Source organism: Enterococcus sp. B2E4, assembly GCF_030499455.1.
GTDB lineage: Bacteria > Bacillota > Bacilli > Lactobacillales > Enterococcaceae > Enterococcus_D > Enterococcus_D casseliflavus.
The window spans coordinates 249820-273128 of the sequence record NZ_JAUKPK010000006.1 but is presented as its reverse complement, the minus strand read 5'-3'; the positions used below and the strand labels follow the sequence as shown (position 1 = coordinate 273128).

Here is a 23309-nt window from a genome sequence, read left to right as displayed (position 1 = left end):
TGCCTGTAGATACCGATAAAAATCGTTATTGATGAATCAGGTGATGGGAAACTATCACTTTTTTTGTACACTTTTTTGGACGGGGATCTGATCGGAATCCTCAGGCACAAGAAAGGATAACTCATGAAGATACCTCAAGCAACTGAATTTGAACAAATTAAAGAACAAGTAAGTAAAAAAATAATCAGCGATTACGGCAAGGCGCGCTTTGCGAATGAAAAACCAGCAGCGACGATCCACTCTGCCCAAAAACGAGTGACAGAGACCACTGAAGCGATGGCGCTATTAGCCGCTGGTCGTCAAGTGCCTTTTATGGGGCTGCAGCATGTCTTACACCATACGGAGAAAATTGAAAAAGGGTTTGTTTTAGAACCACAGGAGCTTATCGAATATGGAGACTTTTTACGGTCTTTTCGAATCATCCGTCAATTGTTCGAAAAGAATCAATCGATTGCCCCAAGATTACATCAATATGCACAAGGGTTAGAAGACTTTTCTGAAATCGCCGAAATGATTTTCCAAAAGATTCGCAATGGTCAGGTTGATAGTAATGCCAGCCGAGAATTGCGGAAAATTCGCGGCACGATCGAAAAATATGAAGCTGATCTGAAAAAAGTTTTTGCAAAGTTTTTTAAGGAAAGTCGCTATTTACAAGAAAATCGTGTCATCAAAAAGAACGACCGATATACGTTACCTGTGCGTGCTGAATTTCAACAGCAATTTAACGGAACGATCATCGAACGTTCCAATAAACGAGCGACTGTCTTTATTGAACCTGAGGCAGCTGCCCGTTTAAATGATCGATTGATCTTGGCGCAAGCAGAAGAAACAGCCGCTCAATACCAAGTGTTGTCAGAGTTGACAGGGGCGATCGCCGAACAAATGAACGCCGTGTTTGCCTGTCTTGACATTTTAGTTGTGCTGGATATTATTTTTGCTCGGGGAAAATATTGTCGAGAAATCAACGGGCAACCGATAACTATGACTGAGGAAGAAGTTTTGCTTCTTGATCAAGTCCGTCATCCTTTGCTGGGACGTGATGCGGTTCCTCTTTCTTTAAATCTTGGCGAAGAAAACCGCTGCATGGTCATCACGGGTCCAAATGCTGGAGGCAAGACCGTCGTCTTAAAAACCGTTGGACTTGTTTGCGCCATGGCTCATTATGGCTTATTTCCAGCACACAATGGCAAAAGCACTGTTCCGTTTTTAAAAAGTCTTTGGATGGATATTGGCGATCAACAAAGTCTGGAAAATTCTTTAAGTACCTTCTCTGGACACATGTCGAACATTGCTCAGATTATGAAGAATGCTACCCGACACAGTATTGTTTTATTGGATGAAATCGGCAGCGGCACTGAGCCCAATGAAGGGGCTGCTTTGGCGATCGCCATCATGGAATCTATCTATCGCTCAGGAGCTTTAATGATCGCAACAACACATTATGGTGAAATCAAGCAGTTTGCCGTCGATCATCAAGATTTCGAAACAGCGGCAATGGCTTTTGATGCCAAAACCTTGACACCAAAATATCGTTTGCTGACGAATGCAGTCGGTGATAGTAATGCGTTTTGGATTGCCGAAAAGATGGCGATCCCCGCTGACGTAGTCCAAACAGCAAAGGAATATTTAAAGCATAAAACCTATTCTTTTGAGAAGCAGCTTTTTGAAAAGGGGAAGAAACAACCCCCTCAACAAGAAGCCAAGATAGATCTTATTTTTCAAAAAGGAGACTTGGTCTTTTCAACAGAACATAACCAGCGCGGACTTTTTTATGAGTATTTGGAACAAGGACAAGCGAAAATTTCAATAGAGAAACAATTTTTTGTCGTTGCCGCTCGTCGCTTGCAACTCCTCACAAAGCGAGAGGTGCTCTATCCCGCAGGTTATGATCTTGATCAGCTATTCGTTGAGTTTGCGCAGCGCAAGTTTACTCGAGATATTGAACGAGGATCTAAAAAAGCGCAGAAGCAGTTACGAAAAGCAGCGCAAGAACGGCAAACCAATCGACCCGTGGATTGATAGATTAAGAAAACTTTCAATCGATAGACCAAAATCAAGCAAGCAGTCCTTTTTCAGCACCTAGAAAAAGGACTGCTTTTTTTAAATGTTCGTTTTTTTAATAACGTCCTTTATCGATGCCGTCCCTTTGTTTGGATGATTATTTTGGTTGTTTTTTCTTTATAGAGCAGAAAATATTCGAAATATCTAAATTCTTTAAGAAAAGTTAAAGAAAAATAAAAATAACAGAGAATTGGTTGTATCTTTATTCGAGGAAGGGTACCATTCATATTGGATTGAAAAATAACATATAACCTTGTTAGGTGAGGCTCCTATACAAACACAAGCTATTGCGCAGAAACGTCGAAAGACGCCAATGTGTAAAACAGGAATTGTCGGATTAAGGCTTTTCATAAAATAGCTAAGAGAGCAAATGACTTTCTTTACGTTGTATAGTGCTAAAACTCGGACGATGAGATTGCTGCTAAAGTCTGACGTCCTAAGAGAAGTGAGACTTTTTTGCTTTTCTTTCTGATGGATGACGAAGCTCATAGAGCAAAATAACTGGTACCGTCTGAACACCTACTCCAAGGCAAGAGGAGTGGAAGCAATGATAGAAAAAAAGAAGATCGATTGGCTGCTGATCATAGCTTATTTGCTATTGAGCCTTATCGGTCTTTTAATGATTTATAGTGCAAGTTCATACCGTTTATTAACGAGAGATCAACCACCAGCGTCGCTATTTATCCGTCAATTGGTCTTTTTGTTACTTAGCTGGGTTCTTTTATTCATTATTCAGCGGACGCGAAGAGAGATTTTGCTTAGCAAATACTTAGCGATCGGTCTGCTAGCATTTGGGATCTTTACCTTGCTCTTAGCTCGTTTGCCCTTTTTCGGTGTCTCTGTTAATGGGGCACAACGCTGGGTCTCGATCGCAGGGATTCAATTTCAACCATCAGAGATTGTGAATGTAGGGATGGTCTTGTACCTTGCTCATTACTTTCAAACTGCAAAAACCACCTTGCAGGAAATGAAACGTCCGCTTTTCGTTTTGTTTTTGTGCTGCGTGTTGATCCTGTTTCAACCGAAAATAGCCGGTGTGATGATTTTGCTTTTTTTAGCATTTGTCATGATAACTACGGTACAAGTCCCCGTGAAGCTGACGGCTCTTTTATTTGGTGGCTTAGTGATCAGTCTATTCTTGGCTGCCCTGTTGATCATGTTTTTAGGCGACAATGATTTATTGCCTCATATTTTTATGCACGTATATAACCGAATTCGCCTAGTAGGTGATCCATTCTCCGACCCTTACAATCAGGGGTTCCAAATGATCCATTCTTACTATGCTTTATTTAATGGAGGGCTTACTGGTCTCGGTTTAGGAAACAGTATTACGAAAAAAGGCTTTTTACCAGTTGCGGAAACCGATTTTATTTTTTCCGTTTTAGTAGAAGAGCTTGGCTTGCTTTTCGGGATTTTTGTTATTGGCTTATTATTCGTAATCATCTTACGTTTATTTATTCGTTCCGCAGCTATTGAAAACCCTCAGATTGGGTTGATATTGCTAGGAACAAGTACATTACTTTTGTTGCAAACAAGTATCAATATAGCCAGTATTTTAGGGTTGATGCCGATGACGGGGGTACCGTTACCATTTATCAGCTATGGTGGCTCCAGTTACTTTATTCTTTCATTTGCCTTTAGTATGTGCCTGAAATTAGAGCGAGAGGAGGGCAAACGAAATGAAGTTCCTCAAACGACATGATGCAAACTATGCCTTGCTGCTACCCGTTTTTCTGCTTTTTTTGCTAAGCATTTGGGTCCAGCATCAAGCTTCTGTAATGGATGGCAATGATCCTTCTGGAATCGTTTTTCGACAGATCGTTTTTTGTGTTCTATCCGCCATCGCGCTCTTCGTTACGAGTTTGATCCCAACCAATTTGCTCTTACGCTTTTCGGGTCTTTTGTATGTATTGGCGCTAGGTTTGATGGCTTCTCTTCATTGGTTCTACGATCAAACGATGTTTGAGCAGACGCATACCAAACGCTGGATCAGAATCGGCGACTTTACCATTCAGCCCTCAGAGTTTATGAAAGTGGCCTTTATGCTTTTTATGGTCTATCTCACCTTAGTGTATGAAAAACGAAAAGCCGAACGGACCATTAAATCTGATTTGATCTACGTCACTAAGATCTTGCTTTATAGTATACCGACATTTCTATTGATGTTTATGCAACGGGACTTTGGTACGAGTTTAGTGTTTATTGTGATGTTAGGGGCTTTATTTATTATCTCGGGTGTTCATTGGAAAATTTTGACCGTAGTGATCGGTTTGATCGCAGCCCTCGGCGCTATTTTATTGCTGCTCGTGTTTACGGAATGGGGCAATCGTGTCTTGTTTCGACTTCATTTCTCGCAGTATCAATTAGACCGAGTGCGAGCTTGGGCAGATCCCCTAGCGTACCAAGACTCTATCGCGTTCCAACAAGTTCGCAGTATGTGGGCGATTGGCTCAGGAGGCTTATTGGGAGCGCCTGACACCCATACGACAGTGTACGTGCCGGTTCGTGAATCAGATATGATTTTTACAGTTATTGGTGAAACCTATGGCTTTTTAGGAAGTACCTTAGTGATCTTCCTGTATTTTTATCTCATCTATCAAATCATCTTCGCCGCGTTAAAAACGAATAACAAGGCGTCGGTCTATATCGCCATCACGTACGTTTTTGGCTTAGTCTTTCAGATCTTTGAAAATATCGGCGCGGCGATTGGGTTGCTGCCATTAACGGGAATTCCTCTGCCATTCTTAAGCCAAGGAGGAACCTCGTTGATTGCGATCAGTATTGCGATGGGAATTATTTTCGGGTTAGAAAAATTCCCGACTAAAGCGAAGAAACGATCGTACGCATTAAAAGAAAGTAGGGGATTAACATGAGCAAGACAGCAAAACAAGGGGTGATAGGTGGACTGCTTTGTAGCTGTTTCGCATGGTTGTTTTTCCTTGTAGCATTAGAGCCGCAGTGGTTCCAAACGCTTGATACCCTGTTTTCCCACGTGCCTCAATGGCGGACGGCTACAGTAGAAGCGATTTTTGTTCCGCTTTCTAGCACGGCAACGATCGTCCCGATAGCGGCTATTCATTTTCTATTGGCAGCAATTTTGTTTTTTCGGAAGAAACGGATCGAGAGTTTTTGGTTGATGGGAAACATGATCATAATCAGTGGTGTTGGCCAACTGATCAAGAAATTCGTTGATCGCCCAAGACCGGAGTTTGCTGACAGTATGGAACGGGCATCCGCCAGTTTTCCAAGTGGCCATACACTATTAGCGACCACGCTAATTATTTCTCTCCTCTTTTTCTTCGCACAAACAGCTTCTGGCAAAAGAGGCAAACGTCCTATTAGCCAAAAACTAGCTATGTTTTTGGGATTGGTTTATTTACTGCTTATTATGATGAGCCGCTTGCTATTTGGGGTTCACTATCCTAGTGACTTGTTAGCAAGTCTTCTTTTAACAAGCGGAGTCAGCTCGATTACGTGTTCAATAGTTTTTTCAATAAAAAAAAGGGTGCTTAGGGGGGAGTAAATTGAGTTTGGTAAAAAAAATAATTATTGTATTTTTGGCTTTGCTTACAGTGGTTGTGGCATCGGGGACTGCGTACGGAATCAAAGTATATTTTCAAGTTGAAAATGTTGCGCACTCGATTCATCGGCCGATAGAAGGAAGACAAGAAGCAGAGGTGATAGAAAACACAGAACCTTTAAGTCTGCTTTTGCTAGGAATTGCCAATGATGCTCGCCGGCAAACAGATTATCGTGCCAATACGATCATGATTGCAACGTTGAATCCAGTTACGAAAAAAACGACACTTACGAGTATTCCCAGGGATGCGTATGTTGAAATTGTTGGTCAAGGATATGAAGATAAAATCAACCACGCACATTCCTTTGGCGGAGCAAAGATGATGATTGAAACAGTGGAACAATACCTTAATGTTCCGATTCATCATTATTTTTCTTTAAATATGGATGGTATGGCAGATCTAGTTGATGCGATTGGCGGTATTACCGTTGAAAACGATTTTGCATTTACTGCTGAGGATATCTATTTTGAAGAAGGTATCCTTGATTTGGATGGCTGGGAAGCACTTCAATATACCCGTATGCGCAAAGAAGACCCGGAAGGTGACTATGGACGCCAACGTCGTCAGCGAGAAGTGACAGAGATTTTGGCGAATGAATTAGTTTCTCTATCAAGCGTGATGCGGATTCAGGATCTGTTAACGATTATTGGGGAAAATGGTGAAACAGATTTAACGTTTTCTCAGATGAGTCAACTATTCACCCAATATCAATCGGCACTCGTTACTGTCGAATCTTACCAAATGGCGGGTACTGGGTTCACTGGCGATGGCTTTAGAGGTGAATACGGTATCTCTTATCAAGAAGTGTCGCCTGAAGAACAACAAGCGACGAGTCAGCGTTTAAAAAGCGAATTAATGCTTGATTAAGTAAGCCTTGGGTTTAATTAGTAATAACACCACTTCCTCTTTGTTCCTCTAGTAAATCGTGATTAGAGTTGACAGCTGCTTTTCCTCAGGATACTCTTTAGTCAAGCAAAGCAATTCGGCTTGAAGGGTAGCAAGAGCCTGTTCGGAGAAGGACTGTTAACTCTTTATTTGTTGCTATATCGTTTGGTTAAAAGTTACAAGGGGGAAAAGAATGACTATCATCTTTAAAGATCAATTACCAGAGGATTCAAATCAGCTTCTCGCTTTGTATAAATGTGTTGGCTGGGTCGCCTATACGAAAGAGCCAGAGCGACTATTAAACGGCCTAGCTCAGTCGCAGGTGATCACTGCCTATGTTGAAGAGCAGCTAGTCGGACTTATTCGATGTATAACCGATGGACAAACCATTCTTTATATTCAGGATCTATTAGTAGCGCCAGCGTTCCAACGTCAAAAAATTGGCCAGCGATTGCTCAAAAAAATGCTGGCGAGATATCCATCGATTCGACAAAAGGTTTTGATCACGGACAACACAGAGAAAACGCGCCGATTTTATGAGTCTTGCGGCTTTTCCTCTGTAGAAACGCAGCAAATTGCAGCATTTATTTATTTACCTAAAAACGAGTAAATAGCCAGAAACCCGATCGCTAGTTGAAAATGGTCAATTTATTAACGGTTTTATGTTTGATGAAGGAGTGGGAGAAATGAAGCTGCGATTTGCGTTATTTGTGTTAAGTTTAGTGATTGGTGTTGGCGCATGTGGAGGAAGCATGCTGGCGTTTATTAGTATTGAGCCATTAAGGAAAGGACAGTCATTTGCTGGGTTGGAGTCGTCCATGCTCCAAGGAACGCCATTTACAACATTTTTGATTCCCGGGGTGTTTTTGCTAATTGTGTTAGGACTGGGCAATTTATTGGCAGCTATCCGATTGTGGCGCAACCAAGGGTATCATGGCGAATTGCTTTTAGGCATCTGTTTAGTTATCTGGATCATTGTTCAAGTGATTTTATTAAGGGGCGGGAATGTTTTGCATCTGATTTTCTTAGTGTTAGGTTTACTCCAGCTCGGTGTGGCAGCTTACTGTATCAAACACTTGCAACTCTCGGTTCCTTTTTCTGCTCATCAAAATTGATTTTGCAGAAGGGTTTTATGGGGGAAATAATTAAATTACTCAAAAGTTTCCTATGAAAAACGTGGATTTTTGAAAAAATATTCGTAAAAGGATCATTCGCTTAAAAAATTATGATAAACTGAAAGAAGTGAACGTATTTTCTAGAATCAGGAGGATCAATTATTGGAGTTTCTTAAAAAATCAAAAATTTTTGCAGGTCTGGTGATCGTCTGCCTTTTAGGGATCGCCGTCTGGATCTATTCAAATATACTGTTTGTTTTTCGACCATTAGAAGCAATCTTTTCTAGTGTCTTTTTACCTGTACTGATATCCATTTTTATTTTTTATATCTTTTTGCCTTTCTTTAATTGGGTAAAAAGAAGGACGAAAAAGAAAAGCATTGCGCTGTATGCGACACTGTTGTTGATCGTTTTTGCAGCCTATTTGATCATTCAGGTGATTGGACCCGCATTAGCCTATGAGATGGGACGCTTTATCAATCAAATACCCGTTATCATCAATTTGGTGATCGATAACATCAATCATTCCTATTTGGAGGAACTTTTCGGTCCTTTCATTGATTCGATCGATATTTCGCAAGCGAGCAATTTCGCTTTGCAGTTTATTACCGGGGCAACGAATAGTCTGACGAGTTTGATCTCCATCGTTTCTCACTCAGCGATCGTTTTGTTTACGATCCCACTGCTCTTAGTCTATATGTTTAAAGACGGTGAGAAAGTGCCAGACTTTTTAGCAAACAAAACACCGAAAAAGTATCAAGGTTTGATGCGTCAATTATGCAGTGATTTCCACCAAGCAGCGTCTGCTTATATTGGCGGGAAATTGCTTGTCTGTTCGTACGTTGCCGTTTCCAGTTATTTGATTTTTTCTTTGCTAGGTTTGCAGAATGCGTTGCTTTTAGGCCTGATTTGTGGTGTCTTGGATATCATCCCATACTTCGGACCATTTATCGGAGCGGCACCCGCATTTCTATTTGCTTTAAGTTTAGATATCCGGACTGCCATTTTATTGGTAGTGGGCATCACGATCATTCAATTGGGTGAATCGTATCTAGTTTCACCTCTAGTAATGAATAAAGTGTTGCATATCCATCCGATTATTGCGGTGTTCTTATTATTGATCGCAGGCAACTTGCTGGGATTTGTTGGTATGATCGTTGCACTTCCAGTGTATTCGATCATAATGGCGATGTCTGGCACGCTACTCCGTTTTTTCCAGGAACGCAAACTAGAACGTTCTGTGATCGATAAGGAGTCATTGTAACAATAAAACTTGCTGTTGAAGAAATCTTCAACAGCAAGTTTTTTGTTTTAGATGACACATAGCACGGTACAAAGACTCATGCTATACTGATTGAAACGAAAACGACGATAGGAGTGAGGAAATGAAGGTTTTGTGGAATGATCAGATCGTTAATCGAGAGGTAGTGAGAATTGATATCGAAGACCGTGGCTATCAGTATGGTGATGGGATCTATGAAGTTATCCGAATATATAATGGCCACTGTTTTATGTTAGCGGAGCATATGGCTCGATTGGAAAGCAGTGCACAAAAAATTAAGCTAACGTTACCCTATTCGATTCCCCAATTGACTGAAAATCTAAAGTTACTCATTAAGACTGAAGGAATCACAGAAGGAGAAATCTATCTTCAGATCACCCGAGGAATCGCTTCTCCGAGAAATCACGAGTTTCCACCAGCTGGATCGGTCAAAGGGGTGGTGACGGCAAATGTGATCCCCTTTGAACGACCAGATGAAATGCAGCAAGCAGGGCTTTCGGCAACCGTTCTTCCTGATGAACGCTGGTTGCATTGTGATATCAAATCATTGAGTTTGTTAGGGAATCTTTTGGCGCTGGATCAAGCGATCGAAGCTGGCTTCGATGATGCGATACTGCAACGAGATGGCTTTTTTACAGAAGCATCTGCATCCAATCTCTGGTTTGTCATTGATGGGATCGTCTATACTCATCCGGACGGGCGCTTGGTGTTACCGGGGATCACGAAAATGAAGGTCCTTCAGTTGTGTCGCCAATTAGAAATTCCCTATCGAGAAGAACCCGTCCCGATTGAGGCACTACGCGACACGCAAGAGTGTTTCTTGACCAACTCAGTTTGGGAAATCGTTCCGATCGTTGCCATTGATGGGAAACCCGTTGGCACTGGCGAATTGGGTTCAATCACGAAACAATTGCAAGCAGCGTATATCGCTGCCACAAAGAATAAAAGCGATTCATTGTGATTATGCAATAGAAACCACCTAAAAAAGCTTTGGCAACACCCAGTATTTTTAAGGCTGGGTGGGACCAAAGCTTTTTCTTGCGTTGAAAATTATTTTTTACCATTCACTAGGGTTCCACAACTTCCCGTCAAGTTCTCCTTGTTTCAATTCGATGCGGGTTTCTTGCTGCTGTAACAACTGTCCCAGCTCTTGCAAAAATGCTTTTTCATGGTAATCAGTGGTTTCTTGAATGGATTGTTCTATCAGCGGTGTTAGCCAATCATGCCCCATCAAAGCACCTCCAATTCAGCTAAAGCATCTTCTAATTCGTTCAATGTTTCATGGTTTTCCTGCAACAGGGATAGCAAAGGAGAAAGCTGCGGTTTTTTAGAAACCAAATGTGCCAGTTTCTCAGCAAACCATTGTTGCTTTTGGTCAAACGTAAAGGGAGCGGGCATCGATAATAATTGCTGATAGGCAATGACAAAGGCACGCTTTTCTTTTTCCGTTTTATACATCAGTTGGTCAAGGACAACGATGGGTAACACGGTCATTTGGTGTTTTTTTGCCATCAGTACGAGTGGATGCAAAATTTCGTTAAAGGTCGTATTTTCTCGACCACCTAACTGAAATTCTTTGGCAGCAACACCAGTAGAAACGGCGAAACTGATTTCTTTTCCCATCAAAGCAGGCGCGCAATTTTCCCAAACCGTATCGATCCAAGCTTTCATTTTTGCTGGAACACTGTACCAATATAAGGGGAATTGTAAAACCAAACGGTCACAGTTTTGCAGCAGCGCCAGTTCATCGGCAAGAGAAAAGTCAGAAAAATCATCAAGAAAGTGTATGGTGACATTAGGAAGTTTGGCACTTTCACTGAAAAAACGTTGGGAAAGAGAGTTGTGGAAATCTGGGTGGCTAGCCACCACTAAGGTTTTTATCATGAGATTGATCATCCTTTCCTACTACATGTACCATATTTTACCAGAAAGGGAAACTAGTCTGCTTTGCTTTTCGTAGTGTTGGTCCTCTTTTAGTTTGATTTAAGGTACCTCGTCTATATTCATTGATAAGGAAGTGTCAGTAACGACTTACACGTGAAGGAAATGGGGGAATAGAGGATGGAATCAAATGATCCCTTGATCAAAGGTCTAGCAAATGTAGTAATGTTCGCCGCCAATACAGTGGAATATGTCGAAAATAAACTTGCCAGTTGCCGACAACGAATTTCTGGAAAGCAACCCTTAAAAGAAAGTGACTATGGCAATGGGCAAGAGTTTACAGAATTGACTGTCTACAGATGACCGATGCAGAGAAAATAACTAAGATAGCTCACCGCTCATAGGGTGAGTCCTTTTTTCAGGATGGCAAGTTTCTTCAACTTGGGTGTTTGCTTTGATAAAGGTCGATAAAGAAGTAAAAAGAATCGTAGAGAGAAAATCGCTGAAGAAACAATGTGATGTGGAAATTCTTCTAATTATCATAGGAATAGAGCCAATGAATGTAGTCAGCCTTTTTAATATCTTAGTCCAACTGAAAAAAGCCGATGGCGGAATTGCAGCAACGAATGATTCAAAAGGGGAAAGTCGCGATTATGTCAGGAGAGATCTATGGGAAAGAGGGGAGAAATTTTTTGCGCCTAAACATTGGCTGTTCGCGAGAAAAACTCATTGATGGCTTGAAGCGATTCACATTGAGTTTGACATAAAAAAGAACCCACTGAGCGATCAGAAAGATCCTGTATTCTTTCTGATCGCCAGTGGTTTTTTAGTCTTTCGTCGTGCGGGGAGTCATTGCAGTAGTAACGGGGATTGGTTCAACGACATGGAAATAGCCTTCTTTGTCTTGAATGATCAGCATATCTTGCTGACTCTTGCTCTTGATGATCTCACCTTTAACAATTTCGTTGGTGACAGTCCGATAAATGCTTGTAGTCATGTTCATTCCTCCCAACGGTTTTTACCAATTGATCTTCAATAGGGGGACTAGTACAAATCAATTGCTTGATTTGTACCAGCAAGGAAAAAGAAAACGAATTGGTATCTTTAGTATAGGAGAGCAATGTTTAGATTGCTGCAATTCCATGTAAAGTTTTTGTTAATCCTTTTATTTTCAGCGATTGACTAATCGGCTAAAGAAAAACGCAAGGCCATTTTATTACTGCCAGACTCCACCATTTTTCCTAGTAACGTTGTTGCATTTTTTAAATACAGTTCGGCCATCTCAGCGTTGGCTTCTTCAAGCAGACGAGTAGGCTGCTTGTCAACGGAAGCTTTACGATCAGTTTCTTGTTGGATGCGGCGACAAGCCGCCATCGTTTCCATTTCAAAACGGTTGGCAAGATCACTATAGCGATCGTAGTCGCTGTCTCCAATCAACGCCAAGGTGCGTCCTAACCAATAGCTATTTGATGGATCGTAGGTCTTTGTCGTATCACAATAGCCAAGTGGGGTCTTAGTGATAGCTGCATAAAAGGGCACAACGCCATTGAAGGTATTGGGGCCAAAGGCAAGCCAATGAATGCCAGCGATTGCTGCGGGCACGTGGTTGCGGATCTGTAAAATATGGACTTGCTGGTTGCGATTGAGAGCAATCGATCGGAATTGTGTTTTTTGTGTTTCGGTCCCTGTACCGTAAGGGTCAAAAGGCGTATTTTGGAAGTGGGAGCTCAATGCCCATTTTACATCTTCCACGGATAGCTTTTGTTTTGGGTAGCATACAAACGGGAGCTCTTGATCGATCGGTTCAGCGGCTGTTCCGCTAAAGTGTTTTTGAATGTACCATGCCCGCGGGTTATTGTAACGGGTATCTTTTTCTGAGGAGCTGCCAAAAATATGGCGTAGATTAATGCCTTCAAAATCAGGATTTAATTGATAGTCTTCAATCAACTGTTCGAGATCCTGCGAACACAACGTCATTTCTGAGGCGAAATCGAAGTGATCAATGTTTAAGCGATTTGGTGCCACGACATAGGCATCATCTGGTATGCGAACAGCTGCCCAGTGATGTCCACCGATGGTTTCCATATACCAGATTTCCTCGGCATCAGAAAAAGCGATCCCGTTGGCTTCATAGGTCCCATAGGTTTCTAAGAGTTCCCCTAAGCGTAAAACACCTTCTTTAGCGGAATGGATGTAAGGCAGTACGATGCTGACGAAATCAGCTTCCCCGATACCATCTTCCACATATGGATCAATAGCCAAAACGCGCGAATTGGTTGTGATCGTTTCTGTTGCAGTCATGGCGATATTTTCTTCATTGATTCCTGAAGCTGCCCAAACTCCTTGCGATTCATCTGCTTCAGGGGTTGAAGTATAGCGTAATGATTTTGCTGGCAAACTGATTCGACAGTCGCTTAAAACGGCGTAAAATTCATTTCCTTGCCGTTCTGGAGTGATGACGACGAATTTTTGCGGTTCCGAACCGCTTCCAGAATCTTCATTGCGGGCAATCATGGTCGAGCCGTCGATCGATGCTTTTTTTCCTACTAGTAAAGTGGTACAGGACGCTTTTTTTCTATCCATCTTTCCAACACTCCTTCATTTCTTATTACGAATGATTGAAGCTAGTATACCCATAGTCTCATGGTTTTACAATGCTTTCTATAGAGAGGAACAAAAAAATTTCGCCTTTTTTATTAATTTTTAGTAGAATAAGGTGTTGTAAAAAAAATCAAAGGAGCCATTATTATGAAGAAAACAGTTGTTTTTAGTTATATTTTTTTACTAAGTCTGGTTTTTGCCGGCTGTGCCAAACCATCGATGGATGCGGGAAACTCCTCCAGTGAATCTTCGTCAGTCCAACAAAACGCCGAAGAGCGCACTGCCCAAATCAGCTTCAATAATAAAAGTGAAGAGCAAGACCAGGAGATCGAAACCAAAACGGTCACTTTTAAAGAAGGGGTTTCTTTGATGACTATCATGAAAGAGAACTTTGACTTGGAAGAAAATCAAGGGATGATCACCAGCATTGACGGTTTAGCGCAAGATGAAAAAGCTGGCTATTATTGGACATATACGATCAATGATGAAATGATTACAACTGGGGCAGATGATACCTTTTTAGGAAACAACGATAAAGTGGTTTTCACCTATGAAAAATTCGAATAAACCACTTGCATTTGCTGGAAAAGAAATTGCTTATTTAGGGCTGCTTGTGGCAGCGGCCGTCGTCGGCAGGTCACTTTTTCAACCCTTACCCAATGTTCAACCAATGACGGTGATCTTTTTATTAGTAACCATCCATTTAGGTCTTAGTCGTGGATTGATCGTTTGTCTGCTCTCGATGCTGATTACCAATTTTTACATGGGAATGGGAATATGGACGATTGCTCAATTAGTTAGCTATGCAATCATTATTTTGGGGATGTATCTGTTGTCAAAAAGCAAGCTGTTTATGAAACGGTTGCTTTTACAAGTCAGCTACAGTGTATTTGCAGGGTTTGCTTATGGCTTTGTGATATCTTGGATCAGTGTCAAACTTTATGGGTTTCCTAGCTTTTGGGCTTATTATTTTCAAGGATTGAGCTTTGATGCCCTCCACGCAATAGGCAATGGCATTTTTTATCTGTTACTAGCACCGATCTTTCTGCGGCTTTTCCAACACTACTTTCCAAAGAACAACAGCGAAGGGCACTAAGCGCTTCGCTTTTTTTGTTGAGTTAGCTAGTGTCGGGCAAAACGTCCATGACTAGAGGAAAAAGTCTTTGACGATCAAATGAGGTGAAAGAGGTTATGTGAGGAAACAAGCAGGCATATTGTTGTGCAAAAGCGGTTTCTGCAGGTATCCTTAAGGTATCTAAGGAAGGATGTGGCTTTTGATGAAATGGATCGTGAAAAAAGATGATTTAGAAAGCTACCGTGCGAAGTTCCATGGAAAACTGGCTGGTTATGCCGAGGAAGCCAAAATGATTGCCCTGCCAACACCAAAGTATTTTATCGTGGTGGTTGACGAAGAAAAAATCCACTTGATTCAGTTAGATCTGCAATTTCATGAAAAAGGGATGCAGACAATTATGATCCACGAGATCACAAAATTACAACTAGGCGGTGTGGTAAATAAAAAAGTCCAGATTCAGACACCTTCGACCACTGTCAAACTAATGATCAAACCGTTGGCGATCGGTATCAAAGAGGAACAAAAAGCCTTGATCGACCGGTTTACTAGAATGTCGCGATAAACATCGGAGGAACACGCGGGAAAAATCAGCTGGATTTTTTCAAAAAAAAAAGCAAGGGCAGTTGTCTGCACTTGCTTTTCGTGAGTCCTGTTATTCTGGCGTACCGACGATTTTAATAAACTCATCGATATTCTTGATTTTCATATGCTTGATCACTAACTGTTCCCGCTTGTTCCATTTTCCTTCGACTTCTAATTGGTATTTATTTAATGGAAGGCGTAAGACATAACTGGCTAAGTAGCGATCCTTAATAATGCAATTCACGATTTTGTGGTCTTCTAAAAGTTGGATACCTGTTAGCATCATTGGCGTTTCTTGAAAAACACGGCTATTGACTAACAATCCAGTGTGGGTTTCGTTCATGGGATCTTCCTTTCTGATAAACCTGGGATAAATCATCTTTCTGTCTGTTATGTTACCTGATTTGCATCAGAAAGGCAATTCCTATAATAAATCCTCGTTATTATGTGCCATGTAAAAAGAAAGGAGGCAAAAGGAATGGTTGGGTATAACCGTTTCTCAAAAGAGTTTCAAAAGGCTTCAAAAGAACTCCGTGAAGGGAAGAAGTCCAAAAATGCCAATAAAGGGCTGCGAACACGACAAAAAATCGCTGCTGAAAAAGAACAAAAAGCACAAAATGCTTTTTCGACTGGTTTTTTGATCGGTTCCTTCAGAGAAATATTCCGCAAGAAATAAGCAAGTTCCGCTGCCAAAGCGGGACTTGCTTTTTGTTTAGAATAAATAATTGAAGAAGACACCGTTGAGAAAGGAAAAGCTCAGATAAAATAGAAAAAGTGTCACGATGTCCAGAGGTAAGCCTTTCAGAATTGGCGGAATTGCGGCAATTTGATTTCGTGTATGAACCCCTGACAAAGCACAGGAAAAGAGAAAATACATGCCTACAGCAACAAATAAATTGGTTAAATAATCGGTATAGGGAAATTGGGTCACAGTGGCGATCGTCAGCAAGATGACACTGACTAGGGTCGTCTTTTTTAGATCATTCGTCAAGAAATGTTTTTTTGCTGGAACGATCAGTAAGCATAAACTGGCAGTAATCAAGGCGATGATGGCAGCACTTACCAAATTGGTGACCACTTGATTGCCATAGACAAAGCGATTTTGAAGCAAAAGATAAAAACTTAAACCGCTCAACAAGTATGCGATTGCAATGATCCCTGACAGGAAAACCACCCGTGTCGTCACGTTCGGTTTTTTTTCTTTGACGGTCGGCGCCAAATTTTGACAGGCGTAATTTGTGAGTAGAATGACTAGGAAGACCACTAGTCGATTGGCGATCATCATATGAGAACGCTCCTTTCTTGCGTTTTAGCTCATGATTTTAAGGTTGAACGGGGTCTTTTTTCCTTCCCCTAAAATGCGAAGGCGTAAGAAGCGATCGATGAGTGGAGTAAAACAATTCATGATCAAGATGGCATAGCTCATGCCTTCGTTTGTGAAACCAAAGAAACGGAAGAGGACAACGAGAAGCCCCACGCCTAAGGCAAAAAGATTTTCTCCTGCTTTTGTTCCTGGAGTCGAAGAATAATCAGTCGCCATATAGATCGCACCCAACATGGCACCACCGCTGATGATATGCCCAATCACCGTTTGCCAACTGCCAGTAAAAAGTCCTTCTGGACCAAGGATAAAAGCAAAGAGCCCGATCGTTGCAAAAATAATCAGCGGGATACGAGGGGAGATGATTTTCTTGTAAACGAGAAAAATTCCACCCAGAAGTAAAAGCAAGGCACTGGTTTCACCGATTCGTCCCCCAGTAAATCCTAAAAAAGCATCCAACAGATCAGAACCGCTTAAGGTGTCCCCGGCCTTCATGACAGCTAATGGCGTAGCACCGGAAACGACATCGTTCGCCGTAGCTTGCGAAACCACATCAGGAGCGATGCTGCCAAAAGGTGGATCTGGCCAACTGATCAAAAACATCTGGTTATAAAACAAGCAAATCAACAAGGCGCGACCGCCAAGGGCTGGATTTAAAAAGTTATAGCCGATACCGCCAAAAAATTCTTTGACAATGATCACGGCAAACGCCACCCCGATCACTGGGAAATACCAAGGTGCGGTCGGTGGAAGATTCATCGTTAAAAGCAATGCCGTCACAACGATGCTTAGATCGAAACGAAATGGCCGTTTGATGAGGTAGGACCAAATTCCGTCGGCGGCAAACGCCGTGGCTAGCGCAATGAAAAACAACCCATATACCTTGAGCCCAAAAAGGTAGCCAGAGAATAAAACTGCTGGTAGTAAGGCTAGTACTACACAGCCCATGATTTTGACTGTTTCGTCATTGCTGCGAATATGGGGGCTTGGTGGTGTTTCTTGGTTTTTTCGTTGCTGAAAGAGGCGCTCGCTATCGGAATCCTTGTAGTAATCAGGCACTTTCCTTCGCCTCCTTCTGCAGCTGTGCAACCTTGCCTTTTGCGGCAGTGATGTTGGCAGCTAAGGAACGTTTGGCTGGACAGACAAAGGTGCAAGCACCACAATTGATACACGCTTCTGCCAGCAATTCTTCACATTTTTGATAATCGCCTGCTCGATAGAATTGATCGATCTCCATCGGCATCAGGCGCATCGGACAAGCTTCGACACATTTATTGCAGCGAATGCAGGGGTTTTCGGCATATAGCCAATCGGTTTCTTCATTAAAAACAACGATCCCGTTGCTGCCTTTGGTGACCGGAACCTTTAATGTTTTGACGGATTTCCCCATCATGGGGCCGCCAAGAATCAGCTTGCTGGGCGCACCTTGAAAGCCGCCAGCAAAATCGATCAACTCTCCTGCGAGTGTTCCTAAAGGATTTTTGACGATGCGTGGATGTTGAACATCACCAGTCACGGTTGTATAGCGTTCAATCAGCGGTTTGTCATAACAGACCGCTTCAGCGATGGCAAAGCTGGTGGCAACATTGATCAATACGATCCCAATATCGGCAGTCAAGCCGCCTAAAGGTACCTCCTGATCGGTCAATAACTCTACTAACTGCTTTTCACCACCGGTTGGATAAACAGTTGGGACAGTAACGACTTCTATCGTGTCATCCTCTGCACTTGCGGCTTGCATCGCTGAAATGGCTAGCGGTTTATCATCCTCGATGCCAATGATGATTTTTGGATCAGCTAACAATTTTTGGGCAATTTTTGCCCCTTGGATGATTTTTTTGGCTTCTTTTTGCATTAAGAAGGCATCACTGCGCAAAAAGGGCTCACATTCAGATCCGTTTAAGATCAAGGTATGGATTTTTTTATTTTCATCAATACTGAATTTGACATGGGTGGGAAACGTTGCACCGCCTTTGCCGGCGATACCTCCTTGACGGATTTTTTTGAGGATCGTTTCGTTAGCAGCAGATTGCCAGTTGAATGGGGTAGACAAAAAATCATTATCGAAGGCATAATCGTTTTCAATGATGATGGTTTTTCCTTCTTCATTGTTTTGATTTGGCCAATCGACAATATCGACGATTTTGCCCGAAACAGATGCATGGACTTTCGCAGATACAAAGGCATCTGCTTCAGCGATCACTTGCCCTTGCTTGACGTACTCACCAACGGAAACTGTCGGTTCGACAGGGGCACCAATATGTTGTGCCAAAGGGATAAAGACCATCGTGGGTGAAAAGGTAAGGATTTCATCTTGTTCGATCATTAATTTTTCTTTTAACATTTGTAACGGGGGACTTAGTGAAATTCCACCAGTAAATGTTCTCATAGCCAACACTCCTTTTTTCTCCTAACTTTATTCTAGCATGCCATCCGCATTCTCAAAACCATAAACGCTTACATTTCACAAGAAAAACTTATTTCGGTTGACATATGATTGTTTGTTCATATATAATCAGGGTATAAACATGATTGATCGTTCATATGTTCGATGGAATAGAGGAGGTTTTGATGATGGCTGAACATTCTTGTCAACACGAGCACACAAAAACGAAGGGACATACGCATACCCAAGATCATGGGACGTTTCCTCGTAAAGTTTACTTCGCGGGGGTAATCTTCTTTATAGTGGCGCTGTTTATTTCGAATCAATGGGTAAAAGACGGGGTTTATTTTGCTGCAGTTTTATTAGCGGGCTACCACATTTCGTGGGAAGGGATCGAGGATACCGTAAAAAGCACAAGAATCAATCGGCGCTTTACGCCAAATGTACATCTATTGATGTTATTAGCAGCGATAGGGTCAATGATCATAGGCAATTTTAATGAGGCAGCCTTACTGATTTTGATTTTTGCTGGTGCTCACTTTTTAGAAGAATACGCGGAAGGGCAAAGCCGACGAGAAATCACCAATCTTCTCAAATTGAATCCAACGGAAGCACGTTTGATGGGCCCAGATGGGAAAGCCAAAAAAATTGCTGCTTCAGAGATAAAAAAAGGGGATATTTTACAAGTTTTGCCTGGTGATCAGTTAGCAACAGATGGGGTGATTCTTTCTGGCACGAGTGCCATCAACGAAGCTTCCATCAATGGCGAGAGTATACCGCGAGAAAAAACAGCGGGAGACGAAGTTTATGGCAGTACCATCAATGGCAATGGAACATTTTTGATGGAAGTCACAAAAGACAGCTCGGAAACGGTCTTTGCCAAAATTCTTTCAGTCGTTGAAGCGGCACAGTCGAATCAGTCACCAACAGAAACACGAATCAAAAAAATTGAACCAATCTATGTAACCATTGTTTTCATTGCAGTCCCTTTGTTCATCTTAACAGCACCGTTTCTACTTGGTTGGGATTGGTATACTAGTTTTTATCGCGGGATCGTGATGATGATTGCAGCGTCTCCTTGTGCGTTAGCGGCAAGTGCGGTACCTGCTAGTTTATCTGCGATTTCAAATCTAGCGAAAAAAGGGATTCTTTTTAAAGGCAGTAACTACTTAACGAATTTTGCTCAGATCAAAGCGGTGGCATTTGACAAAACGGGCACGTTGTCCGTCGGAAAACCAACGGTCACGGATGTCATTTTCGCTGAAGCCATCGATCAAGCAGAGGCCGCTTCCATCATCGTTTCGCTGGAAAAACAAGCCAATCATCCATTGGCAGATGCGATCGTTACTTATTTTGAGAAGAACAATAAAGGGCAGCAAAACGAACAGCTGACGGTTACGAATGAGATTGGTTCCGGTTTAGTAGCCGTCTCAGGAACAAAAACCTATCGATTAGGAAAAAGAACCGAAAACTCCCAGTTAACAGGTTCGTTGGAGCAACAGTACTGTCACCTGGAAGCGCAAGGAAAAACGATGGTCATTTTTTCCATCAATGAAGAGGTTGTCGCAATCATCGCTTTGATGGATGAGCCGAACGAACAGGCGGCTTCTGTGATTCGTTATTTAAAAAATGAAGGGATCCATACCGTTATGATCACCGGAGATAGTGCGTCTGCTGGGGAAGCCATCGGAAAGCGGCTAAACGTTGATCAAGTGGCGGCTAATGTGTTACCTGAGAACAAAGCGGAAGCGGTTCGAGCACTCCAAGAAGCCTACGGACAAACCGCCATGGTGGGGGATGGCATCAATGATGCACCCGCACTTGTTCAGGCAGACATCGGTTTTGCGATGGGGGATGGGTCAGATGTTGCTATCGAAGTGGGGGACGCCGTGATCATGAAAAATGATCTTTCACGCTTCGCGTATGCCTATCGCTTAGCGAAGAAAATGGATCGAATCATTTGGCAAAATATTTTCTTCTCCATGTTTATCGTCGCATTATTAGTCGGGTTGAATCTATTTGGAAAAATGAATATTGGACTGGGGGTATTTGCCCATGAAGGAAGTACGTTGATTGTATTGTTTAACGGGTTGCGCCTTTTGCGCAAACTGCCAGATGCATAAAAAAAAGCGGCTATCGAAGGATAGCTGCTTTTTTAATGACTGAATTGTGTCGAAGTTGGAAAATCAAAGGCATCGATTTTTTGCAATCGATTTTCGATCCTTCTTAAAATCCCTTCAGAGGAATCCAACGGTTTGATTGCATGATAAGCAGTCAGTAACAGGTCTTTTTCTTTAGCGGGACGGTTTTCGATGCGGTAGATATTTGCTAGTCGTTCCACATATTCATAATGACTATAGTCTGTTTTGTTGATCAAGAAATGCAAGAGATCTTTTGCTTTTGCGTAGTCTTCTTGAAGATAAAAACTGATTGCTTCACGATACAATTTGATATCAAGTTCTTCGATCTGGTCAGGGGTTGCTTTAAGCGCACGCCACTCATTGATCGAGATTTTTCGTACGACTTTGCCAGTTGCATCGGTCAAAAAAATTACCGGTACATCGTTTGGATGTTTTGCTTCTTGCTTGATTTTCTTCATGTCGCACCTCCCGCGTGTCAATGGACTGACTGTTTGATATCTCCTATTTTAAAAGGAATAGCGGGAAAAGTCTACATGTAGATGTTAGATTCGTAGGAAATTTTAAAACATTCTCATTTATTAGGCTCTTTTTCGTTGAAAATGGTTGACCGCATCGGAGGCACCCATGAAAATTAAGATCCCGCCAAAAATTTGGAAGAACAACAACCAAGTGGCGAAGGGATTCAATACTAGGATGATCCCTGCAGCAATGATCAATAGACTGATGATCAAGCTAGTGATATAAGGTAAGCCAATGCGTTTTTGGTTAAAGCTTGCCATCAATCGGGTGCAACCGCTGATGGTGATCATGATTCCTAAGAAAAATGGCACGATGGCAAGTAATCCTTTGGCAAAAACTAAAATCGCAGCTGCCGCAATCAACAGTAAGATACCAGAGACGGATTGCACATTGCGATAGCCCTTTTGTTTTTCTTTGTAGCTCGTATACAAGCTAATGATCCCTAAACATGCAATATACCCGGCAACAAGATAAACGATCGTGTTGAAGACAGATCGTGGTGCAATCAAGATGATGAAGCCAAAGACGATATATACGACGGCACGAAGTAAATCATAGCGTTGTAATTTATCAAAAAATGCATTCATGATAATTCCTCCTTTTTTTTCCTATTGTACCGAATTCTTGTTAAAATAGATATCAAAAAACCTACGAAATAGGCTAAGCCTTTTGTATCAGATGGTTTTTTGGTAGAATAAGGAAAAGAAAACAGAACGGAGAGTATTATGAGTGGGTTAACGCTAGTGATGTGTGCCTTTACGATCGTTTTATACCTTTATTTATTCGTGGTAAGGAAAGACATTCAATTTCTTGCTGTGGAGCGCAAACTAAGCAAGGTCGCCATTACGATTTTTTCAGTAATGATTATCCTATCTATGGTGATGATGGAAGAGGCACTTGATAATCGGGTGCGAGGGATCGTTTCGGGTTTGGTCTTTTTGAGCTTTGTTTTAGATAGCCGCGGCTTAGCACTTGATCGAATCATTGTCCATCCAATGAGTATCAAAGGGGTACTATACCAAGAGATCGATCGAGTCGTTTTATTTCAAGAAAAGGAAGGGCAGCCCATCAAGATGAACTATTTTCGAAGAGGGATGAGAGGCCCATTAATGAAATTCAAGCAGCCATTAGCAGAATTGGTTGTTTTCTTGTCAGAACACTTGAATGAAGGGACACCGATCGATATTTTAGTCGATCATGATCAAGGAACAAAGGACTAAAAGACCCTCGATTACTGCCAGTTTAAGGCGTAATCAAGGGTCTTTTTTTAGGTCGAAAATTGATTAATGGAACACGCGGAAGCGCTCATCGTCACTTAGAAATTCTTTTTCGTTCGGTTCGCTTTCTTTTGAACCAAAGACTAGTTGCGCCCGCAGTTGCCAATTTCCAGGAATTGACCATTCAGCTGCAACAGCGTCATCGATGACAGGGTTGTAATGCTGTAAGTTGGCACCTAAACCAGCTTCTTCTAAAGCGGTCCAAGCGTTCGCTTGAGCGATCCCATTCGATTGTTCTGCCCAAACGGGAAAGTTCTCTGCATATAGAGCAAATTGCTCTTGCAAATTTTTCACGGTATCCGTGTGAATAAAGAATAGAACGGTTCCGTAACCCGCTTTAAAACCAGCAAGTTTTTGTTTTGTCGCTTCAAACGCTTCGGGTGGTGTCAATGGTTCTAACGCAGCCTCTGTTAATGTCCACAATTTTTCGTGGGCTTCGCCAAATAAAATCACGGCTCTTGGTGATTGTGCGTTAAACGCAGTTGGACTATTTTTCACTGCTTCTTTCACAATGTCTTCGATTTCAGTGTCGGAAAGAGCCACATTTTTACCTAGCCCATAGATTGAGCGGCGCTGTTTGATCGTATCAAGAAATTTTGTCAT

27 protein-coding genes, 1 pseudogene and 1 riboswitch are annotated in these 23309 nt (G+C 42.0%); of the genes and pseudogenes, 17 read left to right on the top strand and 11 right to left on the bottom strand.

Going from position 1 to position 23309, the window contains the following annotated elements; translation table 11 throughout:
* Nucleotides 1-123: 123 nt before the first annotated feature.
* The 9 genes from Q1X33_RS07915 to dat all read left to right on the top strand — a co-directional run bounded on the left by Q1X33_RS07915 (nt 124) and on the right by dat (nt 9884).
* Complete coding sequence (locus tag Q1X33_RS07915) at nt 124-2019, top strand: DNA mismatch repair protein MutS (protein ID WP_005226225.1); 1896 nt, start codon at nt 124-126, stop codon at nt 2017-2019.
* A gap of 287 nt (nt 2020-2306) precedes the next feature.
* Nucleotides 2307-2482, top strand: a riboswitch (M-box (ykoK) riboswitch).
* A gap of 126 nt (nt 2483-2608) precedes the next feature.
* Nucleotides 2609-3763, top strand: a complete 1155-nt coding sequence (locus Q1X33_RS07910; RefSeq protein WP_034868647.1) for an FtsW/RodA/SpoVE family cell cycle protein — start codon at nt 2609-2611, stop codon at nt 3761-3763.
* A complete protein-coding gene (locus tag Q1X33_RS07905; RefSeq protein WP_005226223.1) occupies nt 3741-4934 on the top strand; it encodes an FtsW/RodA/SpoVE family cell cycle protein in 1194 nt (397 codons plus the stop codon). The genes Q1X33_RS07910 and Q1X33_RS07905 overlap by 23 nt, the downstream gene beginning before the upstream one ends.
* Nucleotides 4931-5584: a phosphatase PAP2 family protein gene (locus Q1X33_RS07900; protein ID WP_005226222.1), complete on the top strand. Its 654-nt coding sequence runs from the start codon at nt 4931-4933 to the stop codon at nt 5582-5584. The genes Q1X33_RS07905 and Q1X33_RS07900 overlap by 4 nt, the downstream gene beginning before the upstream one ends.
* A gap of 1 nt (nt 5585) precedes the next feature.
* Nucleotides 5586-6509, top strand: coding sequence for an LCP family protein (locus Q1X33_RS07895; RefSeq protein ID WP_005226221.1), 924 nt, complete (start codon nt 5586-5588; stop codon nt 6507-6509).
* 211 nt (nt 6510-6720) lie between these two features.
* Nucleotides 6721-7137, top strand: a complete 417-nt coding sequence (locus tag Q1X33_RS07890) for a GNAT family N-acetyltransferase (protein WP_301969621.1) — start codon at nt 6721-6723, stop codon at nt 7135-7137.
* Between the two features lie 76 nt (nt 7138-7213).
* Entirely contained in the window at nt 7214-7642 is a 429-nt protein-coding gene (locus Q1X33_RS07885; protein ID WP_241761009.1) for a hypothetical protein, read from the top strand.
* Between the two features lie 162 nt (nt 7643-7804).
* Nucleotides 7805-8905 carry an AI-2E family transporter gene (locus Q1X33_RS07880; RefSeq protein ID WP_270788055.1) on the top strand — a complete coding sequence of 367 codons (1101 nt, stop codon included), beginning with the start codon at nt 7805-7807 and terminating at the stop codon, nt 8903-8905.
* A 121-nt stretch (nt 8906-9026) separates the two neighbouring features.
* On the top strand, nt 9027-9884 hold the full coding sequence (dat, locus tag Q1X33_RS07875) for a D-amino-acid transaminase (RefSeq protein WP_005231393.1): 858 nt from the start codon (nt 9027-9029) through the stop codon (nt 9882-9884).
* A 96-nt stretch (nt 9885-9980) separates the two neighbouring features.
* Here dat and Q1X33_RS07870 read toward each other — a convergent pair whose 3' ends face one another.
* Both Q1X33_RS07870 and Q1X33_RS07865 read right to left on the bottom strand, forming a co-directional pair.
* Nucleotides 9981-10154, bottom strand: a complete 174-nt coding sequence (locus Q1X33_RS07870) for a hypothetical protein (protein WP_005226215.1) — start codon at nt 10152-10154, stop codon at nt 9981-9983.
* A complete protein-coding gene (locus tag Q1X33_RS07865) occupies nt 10154-10819 on the bottom strand; it encodes an NAD(P)H-dependent oxidoreductase (RefSeq protein ID WP_005231391.1) in 666 nt (221 codons plus the stop codon). The genes Q1X33_RS07870 and Q1X33_RS07865 overlap by 1 nt, the downstream gene beginning before the upstream one ends.
* 165 nt (nt 10820-10984) lie before the next feature.
* Between Q1X33_RS07865 and Q1X33_RS07860 the strand changes: the two genes are divergently transcribed.
* Together Q1X33_RS07860 and Q1X33_RS07855 are read left to right on the top strand one after the other, a co-directional pair.
* Nucleotides 10985-11167 carry a hypothetical protein gene (locus Q1X33_RS07860; protein ID WP_005226213.1) on the top strand — a complete coding sequence of 61 codons (183 nt, stop codon included), beginning with the start codon at nt 10985-10987 and terminating at the stop codon, nt 11165-11167.
* 242 nt (nt 11168-11409) lie between these two features.
* Nucleotides 11410-11571: pseudogene (locus tag Q1X33_RS07855) on the top strand (pyridoxal phosphate-dependent aminotransferase); the annotation flags it as partial.
* 59 nt (nt 11572-11630) lie between these two features.
* On the opposite strand, the gene Q1X33_RS07850 reads toward Q1X33_RS07855, so the two are convergent.
* Complete coding sequence (locus tag Q1X33_RS07850) at nt 11631-11801, bottom strand: hypothetical protein (RefSeq protein WP_010748430.1); 171 nt, start codon at nt 11799-11801, stop codon at nt 11631-11633.
* Nucleotides 11802-11986: 185 nt separating this feature from the next.
* Nucleotides 11987-13387, bottom strand: a complete 1401-nt coding sequence (locus Q1X33_RS07845) for a C69 family dipeptidase (protein ID WP_005231387.1) — start codon at nt 13385-13387, stop codon at nt 11987-11989.
* 165 nt (nt 13388-13552) lie between these two features.
* On the opposite strand from Q1X33_RS07845, the gene Q1X33_RS07840 reads away from it, so the two are divergent.
* The 3 genes from Q1X33_RS07840 to Q1X33_RS07830 all read left to right on the top strand — a co-directional run bounded on the left by Q1X33_RS07840 (nt 13553) and on the right by Q1X33_RS07830 (nt 15042).
* Complete coding sequence (locus Q1X33_RS07840) at nt 13553-13972, top strand: DUF4430 domain-containing protein (RefSeq protein ID WP_005226209.1); 420 nt, start codon at nt 13553-13555, stop codon at nt 13970-13972.
* Nucleotides 13956-14501 carry a metal ABC transporter permease gene (locus tag Q1X33_RS07835; protein WP_005226208.1) on the top strand — a complete coding sequence of 182 codons (546 nt, stop codon included), beginning with the start codon at nt 13956-13958 and terminating at the stop codon, nt 14499-14501. Before Q1X33_RS07840 ends, Q1X33_RS07835 begins: the two co-directional genes overlap by 17 nt.
* Before the next feature lie 169 nt (nt 14502-14670).
* Nucleotides 14671-15042 (top strand): hypothetical protein, encoded by a 372-nt coding sequence (locus tag Q1X33_RS07830; protein WP_005226207.1) that lies wholly within the window; start codon nt 14671-14673, stop codon nt 15040-15042.
* 90 nt (nt 15043-15132) lie between these two features.
* Here Q1X33_RS07830 and Q1X33_RS07825 read toward each other — a convergent pair whose 3' ends face one another.
* Nucleotides 15133-15405, bottom strand: a complete 273-nt coding sequence (locus Q1X33_RS07825; protein ID WP_005226206.1) for a hypothetical protein — start codon at nt 15403-15405, stop codon at nt 15133-15135.
* 135 nt (nt 15406-15540) lie between these two features.
* Between Q1X33_RS07825 and Q1X33_RS07820 the strand changes: the two genes are divergently transcribed.
* Nucleotides 15541-15738, top strand: coding sequence for a hypothetical protein (locus Q1X33_RS07820; RefSeq protein WP_015509783.1), 198 nt, complete (start codon nt 15541-15543; stop codon nt 15736-15738).
* A 36-nt stretch (nt 15739-15774) separates the two neighbouring features.
* Here the strand turns inward: Q1X33_RS07820 and Q1X33_RS07815 are convergent, their stop codons facing one another.
* From Q1X33_RS07815 to rsxC, 3 genes are read right to left on the bottom strand one after another with little or no spacing between them, the layout of a single operon-like run.
* A complete protein-coding gene (locus Q1X33_RS07815; protein WP_005226204.1) occupies nt 15775-16347 on the bottom strand; it encodes a hypothetical protein in 573 nt (190 codons plus the stop codon).
* A 24-nt stretch (nt 16348-16371) separates the two neighbouring features.
* The gene (locus Q1X33_RS07810) at nt 16372-17442 is read right to left on the bottom strand and encodes an RnfABCDGE type electron transport complex subunit D (RefSeq protein WP_270788054.1); all 1071 of its coding nucleotides are present in this window, start codon (nt 17440-17442) and stop codon (nt 16372-16374) included.
* Nucleotides 17435-18772, bottom strand: a complete 1338-nt coding sequence (gene rsxC, locus Q1X33_RS07805; RefSeq protein WP_005226202.1) for an electron transport complex subunit RsxC — start codon at nt 18770-18772, stop codon at nt 17435-17437. Before rsxC ends, Q1X33_RS07810 begins: the two co-directional genes overlap by 8 nt.
* 182 nt (nt 18773-18954) lie before the next feature.
* Between rsxC and Q1X33_RS07800 the strand changes: the two genes are divergently transcribed.
* Nucleotides 18955-20892 carry a heavy metal translocating P-type ATPase gene (locus Q1X33_RS07800; RefSeq protein WP_301969620.1) on the top strand — a complete coding sequence of 646 codons (1938 nt, stop codon included), beginning with the start codon at nt 18955-18957 and terminating at the stop codon, nt 20890-20892.
* Nucleotides 20893-20924: 32 nt separating this feature from the next.
* Here Q1X33_RS07800 and Q1X33_RS07795 read toward each other — a convergent pair whose 3' ends face one another.
* A complete protein-coding gene (locus Q1X33_RS07795; RefSeq protein WP_005226200.1) occupies nt 20925-21368 on the bottom strand; it encodes a hypothetical protein in 444 nt (147 codons plus the stop codon).
* A 120-nt stretch (nt 21369-21488) separates the two neighbouring features.
* Nucleotides 21489-22016 (bottom strand): HdeD family acid-resistance protein, encoded by a 528-nt coding sequence (locus Q1X33_RS07790; RefSeq protein ID WP_005226199.1) that lies wholly within the window; start codon nt 22014-22016, stop codon nt 21489-21491.
* Between the two features lie 138 nt (nt 22017-22154).
* Between Q1X33_RS07790 and Q1X33_RS07785 the strand changes: the two genes are divergently transcribed.
* The gene (locus tag Q1X33_RS07785) at nt 22155-22649 is read left to right on the top strand and encodes a hypothetical protein (RefSeq protein WP_005226198.1); all 495 of its coding nucleotides are present in this window, start codon (nt 22155-22157) and stop codon (nt 22647-22649) included.
* Nucleotides 22650-22712: 63 nt separating this feature from the next.
* On the opposite strand, the gene Q1X33_RS07780 is transcribed toward Q1X33_RS07785, so the two are convergent.
* Nucleotides 22713-23309, bottom strand: a complete 597-nt coding sequence (locus Q1X33_RS07780) for a nitroreductase family protein (RefSeq protein ID WP_005226197.1) — start codon at nt 23307-23309, stop codon at nt 22713-22715.

Excerpts from the sequence above, each read along its gene's own strand:
- Q1X33_RS07915 (WP_005226225.1), top strand. The coding sequence starts at position 124 with ATGAAGATACCTCAAGCAACTGAATTTGAACAAATTAAAGAACAAGTA.
- Q1X33_RS07910 (WP_034868647.1), top strand. The coding sequence starts at position 2,609 with ATGATAGAAAAAAAGAAGATCGATTGGCTGCTGATCATAGCTTATTTG.
- Q1X33_RS07905 (WP_005226223.1), top strand. The coding sequence starts at position 3,741 with ATGAAGTTCCTCAAACGACATGATGCAAACTATGCCTTGCTGCTACCC.
- Q1X33_RS07900 (WP_005226222.1), top strand. The coding sequence starts at position 4,931 with ATGAGCAAGACAGCAAAACAAGGGGTGATAGGTGGACTGCTTTGTAGC.
- Q1X33_RS07890 (WP_301969621.1), top strand. The coding sequence starts at position 6,721 with ATGACTATCATCTTTAAAGATCAATTACCAGAGGATTCAAATCAGCTT.
- Q1X33_RS07885 (WP_241761009.1), top strand. The coding sequence starts at position 7,214 with ATGAAGCTGCGATTTGCGTTATTTGTGTTAAGTTTAGTGATTGGTGTT.
- dat (WP_005231393.1), top strand. The coding sequence starts at position 9,027 with ATGAAGGTTTTGTGGAATGATCAGATCGTTAATCGAGAGGTAGTGAGA.
- Q1X33_RS07870 (WP_005226215.1), bottom strand. The coding sequence starts at position 10,154 with ATGGGGCATGATTGGCTAACACCGCTGATAGAACAATCCATTCAAGAA.
- Q1X33_RS07865 (WP_005231391.1), bottom strand. The coding sequence starts at position 10,819 with ATGATCAATCTCATGATAAAAACCTTAGTGGTGGCTAGCCACCCAGAT.
- Q1X33_RS07860 (WP_005226213.1), top strand. The coding sequence starts at position 10,985 with ATGGAATCAAATGATCCCTTGATCAAAGGTCTAGCAAATGTAGTAATG.
- Q1X33_RS07850 (WP_010748430.1), bottom strand. The coding sequence starts at position 11,801 with ATGACTACAAGCATTTATCGGACTGTCACCAACGAAATTGTTAAAGGT.
- Q1X33_RS07845 (WP_005231387.1), bottom strand. The coding sequence starts at position 13,387 with ATGGATAGAAAAAAAGCGTCCTGTACCACTTTACTAGTAGGAAAAAAA.
- Q1X33_RS07840 (WP_005226209.1), top strand. The coding sequence starts at position 13,553 with ATGAAGAAAACAGTTGTTTTTAGTTATATTTTTTTACTAAGTCTGGTT.
- Q1X33_RS07835 (WP_005226208.1), top strand. The coding sequence starts at position 13,956 with ATGAAAAATTCGAATAAACCACTTGCATTTGCTGGAAAAGAAATTGCT.
- Q1X33_RS07830 (WP_005226207.1), top strand. The coding sequence starts at position 14,671 with ATGTGGCTTTTGATGAAATGGATCGTGAAAAAAGATGATTTAGAAAGC.
- Q1X33_RS07825 (WP_005226206.1), bottom strand. The coding sequence starts at position 15,405 with ATGAACGAAACCCACACTGGATTGTTAGTCAATAGCCGTGTTTTTCAA.
- Q1X33_RS07820 (WP_015509783.1), top strand. The coding sequence starts at position 15,541 with ATGGTTGGGTATAACCGTTTCTCAAAAGAGTTTCAAAAGGCTTCAAAA.
- Q1X33_RS07815 (WP_005226204.1), bottom strand. The coding sequence starts at position 16,347 with ATGATGATCGCCAATCGACTAGTGGTCTTCCTAGTCATTCTACTCACA.
- rsxC (WP_005226202.1), bottom strand. The coding sequence starts at position 18,772 with ATGAGAACATTTACTGGTGGAATTTCACTAAGTCCCCCGTTACAAATG.
- Q1X33_RS07800 (WP_301969620.1), top strand. The coding sequence starts at position 18,955 with ATGATGGCTGAACATTCTTGTCAACACGAGCACACAAAAACGAAGGGA.
- Q1X33_RS07795 (WP_005226200.1), bottom strand. The coding sequence starts at position 21,368 with ATGAAGAAAATCAAGCAAGAAGCAAAACATCCAAACGATGTACCGGTA.
- Q1X33_RS07790 (WP_005226199.1), bottom strand. The coding sequence starts at position 22,016 with ATGAATGCATTTTTTGATAAATTACAACGCTATGATTTACTTCGTGCC.
- Q1X33_RS07785 (WP_005226198.1), top strand. The coding sequence starts at position 22,155 with ATGAGTGGGTTAACGCTAGTGATGTGTGCCTTTACGATCGTTTTATAC.
- Q1X33_RS07780 (WP_005226197.1), bottom strand. The coding sequence starts at position 23,309 with ATGACAAAATTTCTTGATACGATCAAACAGCGCCGCTCAATCTATGGG.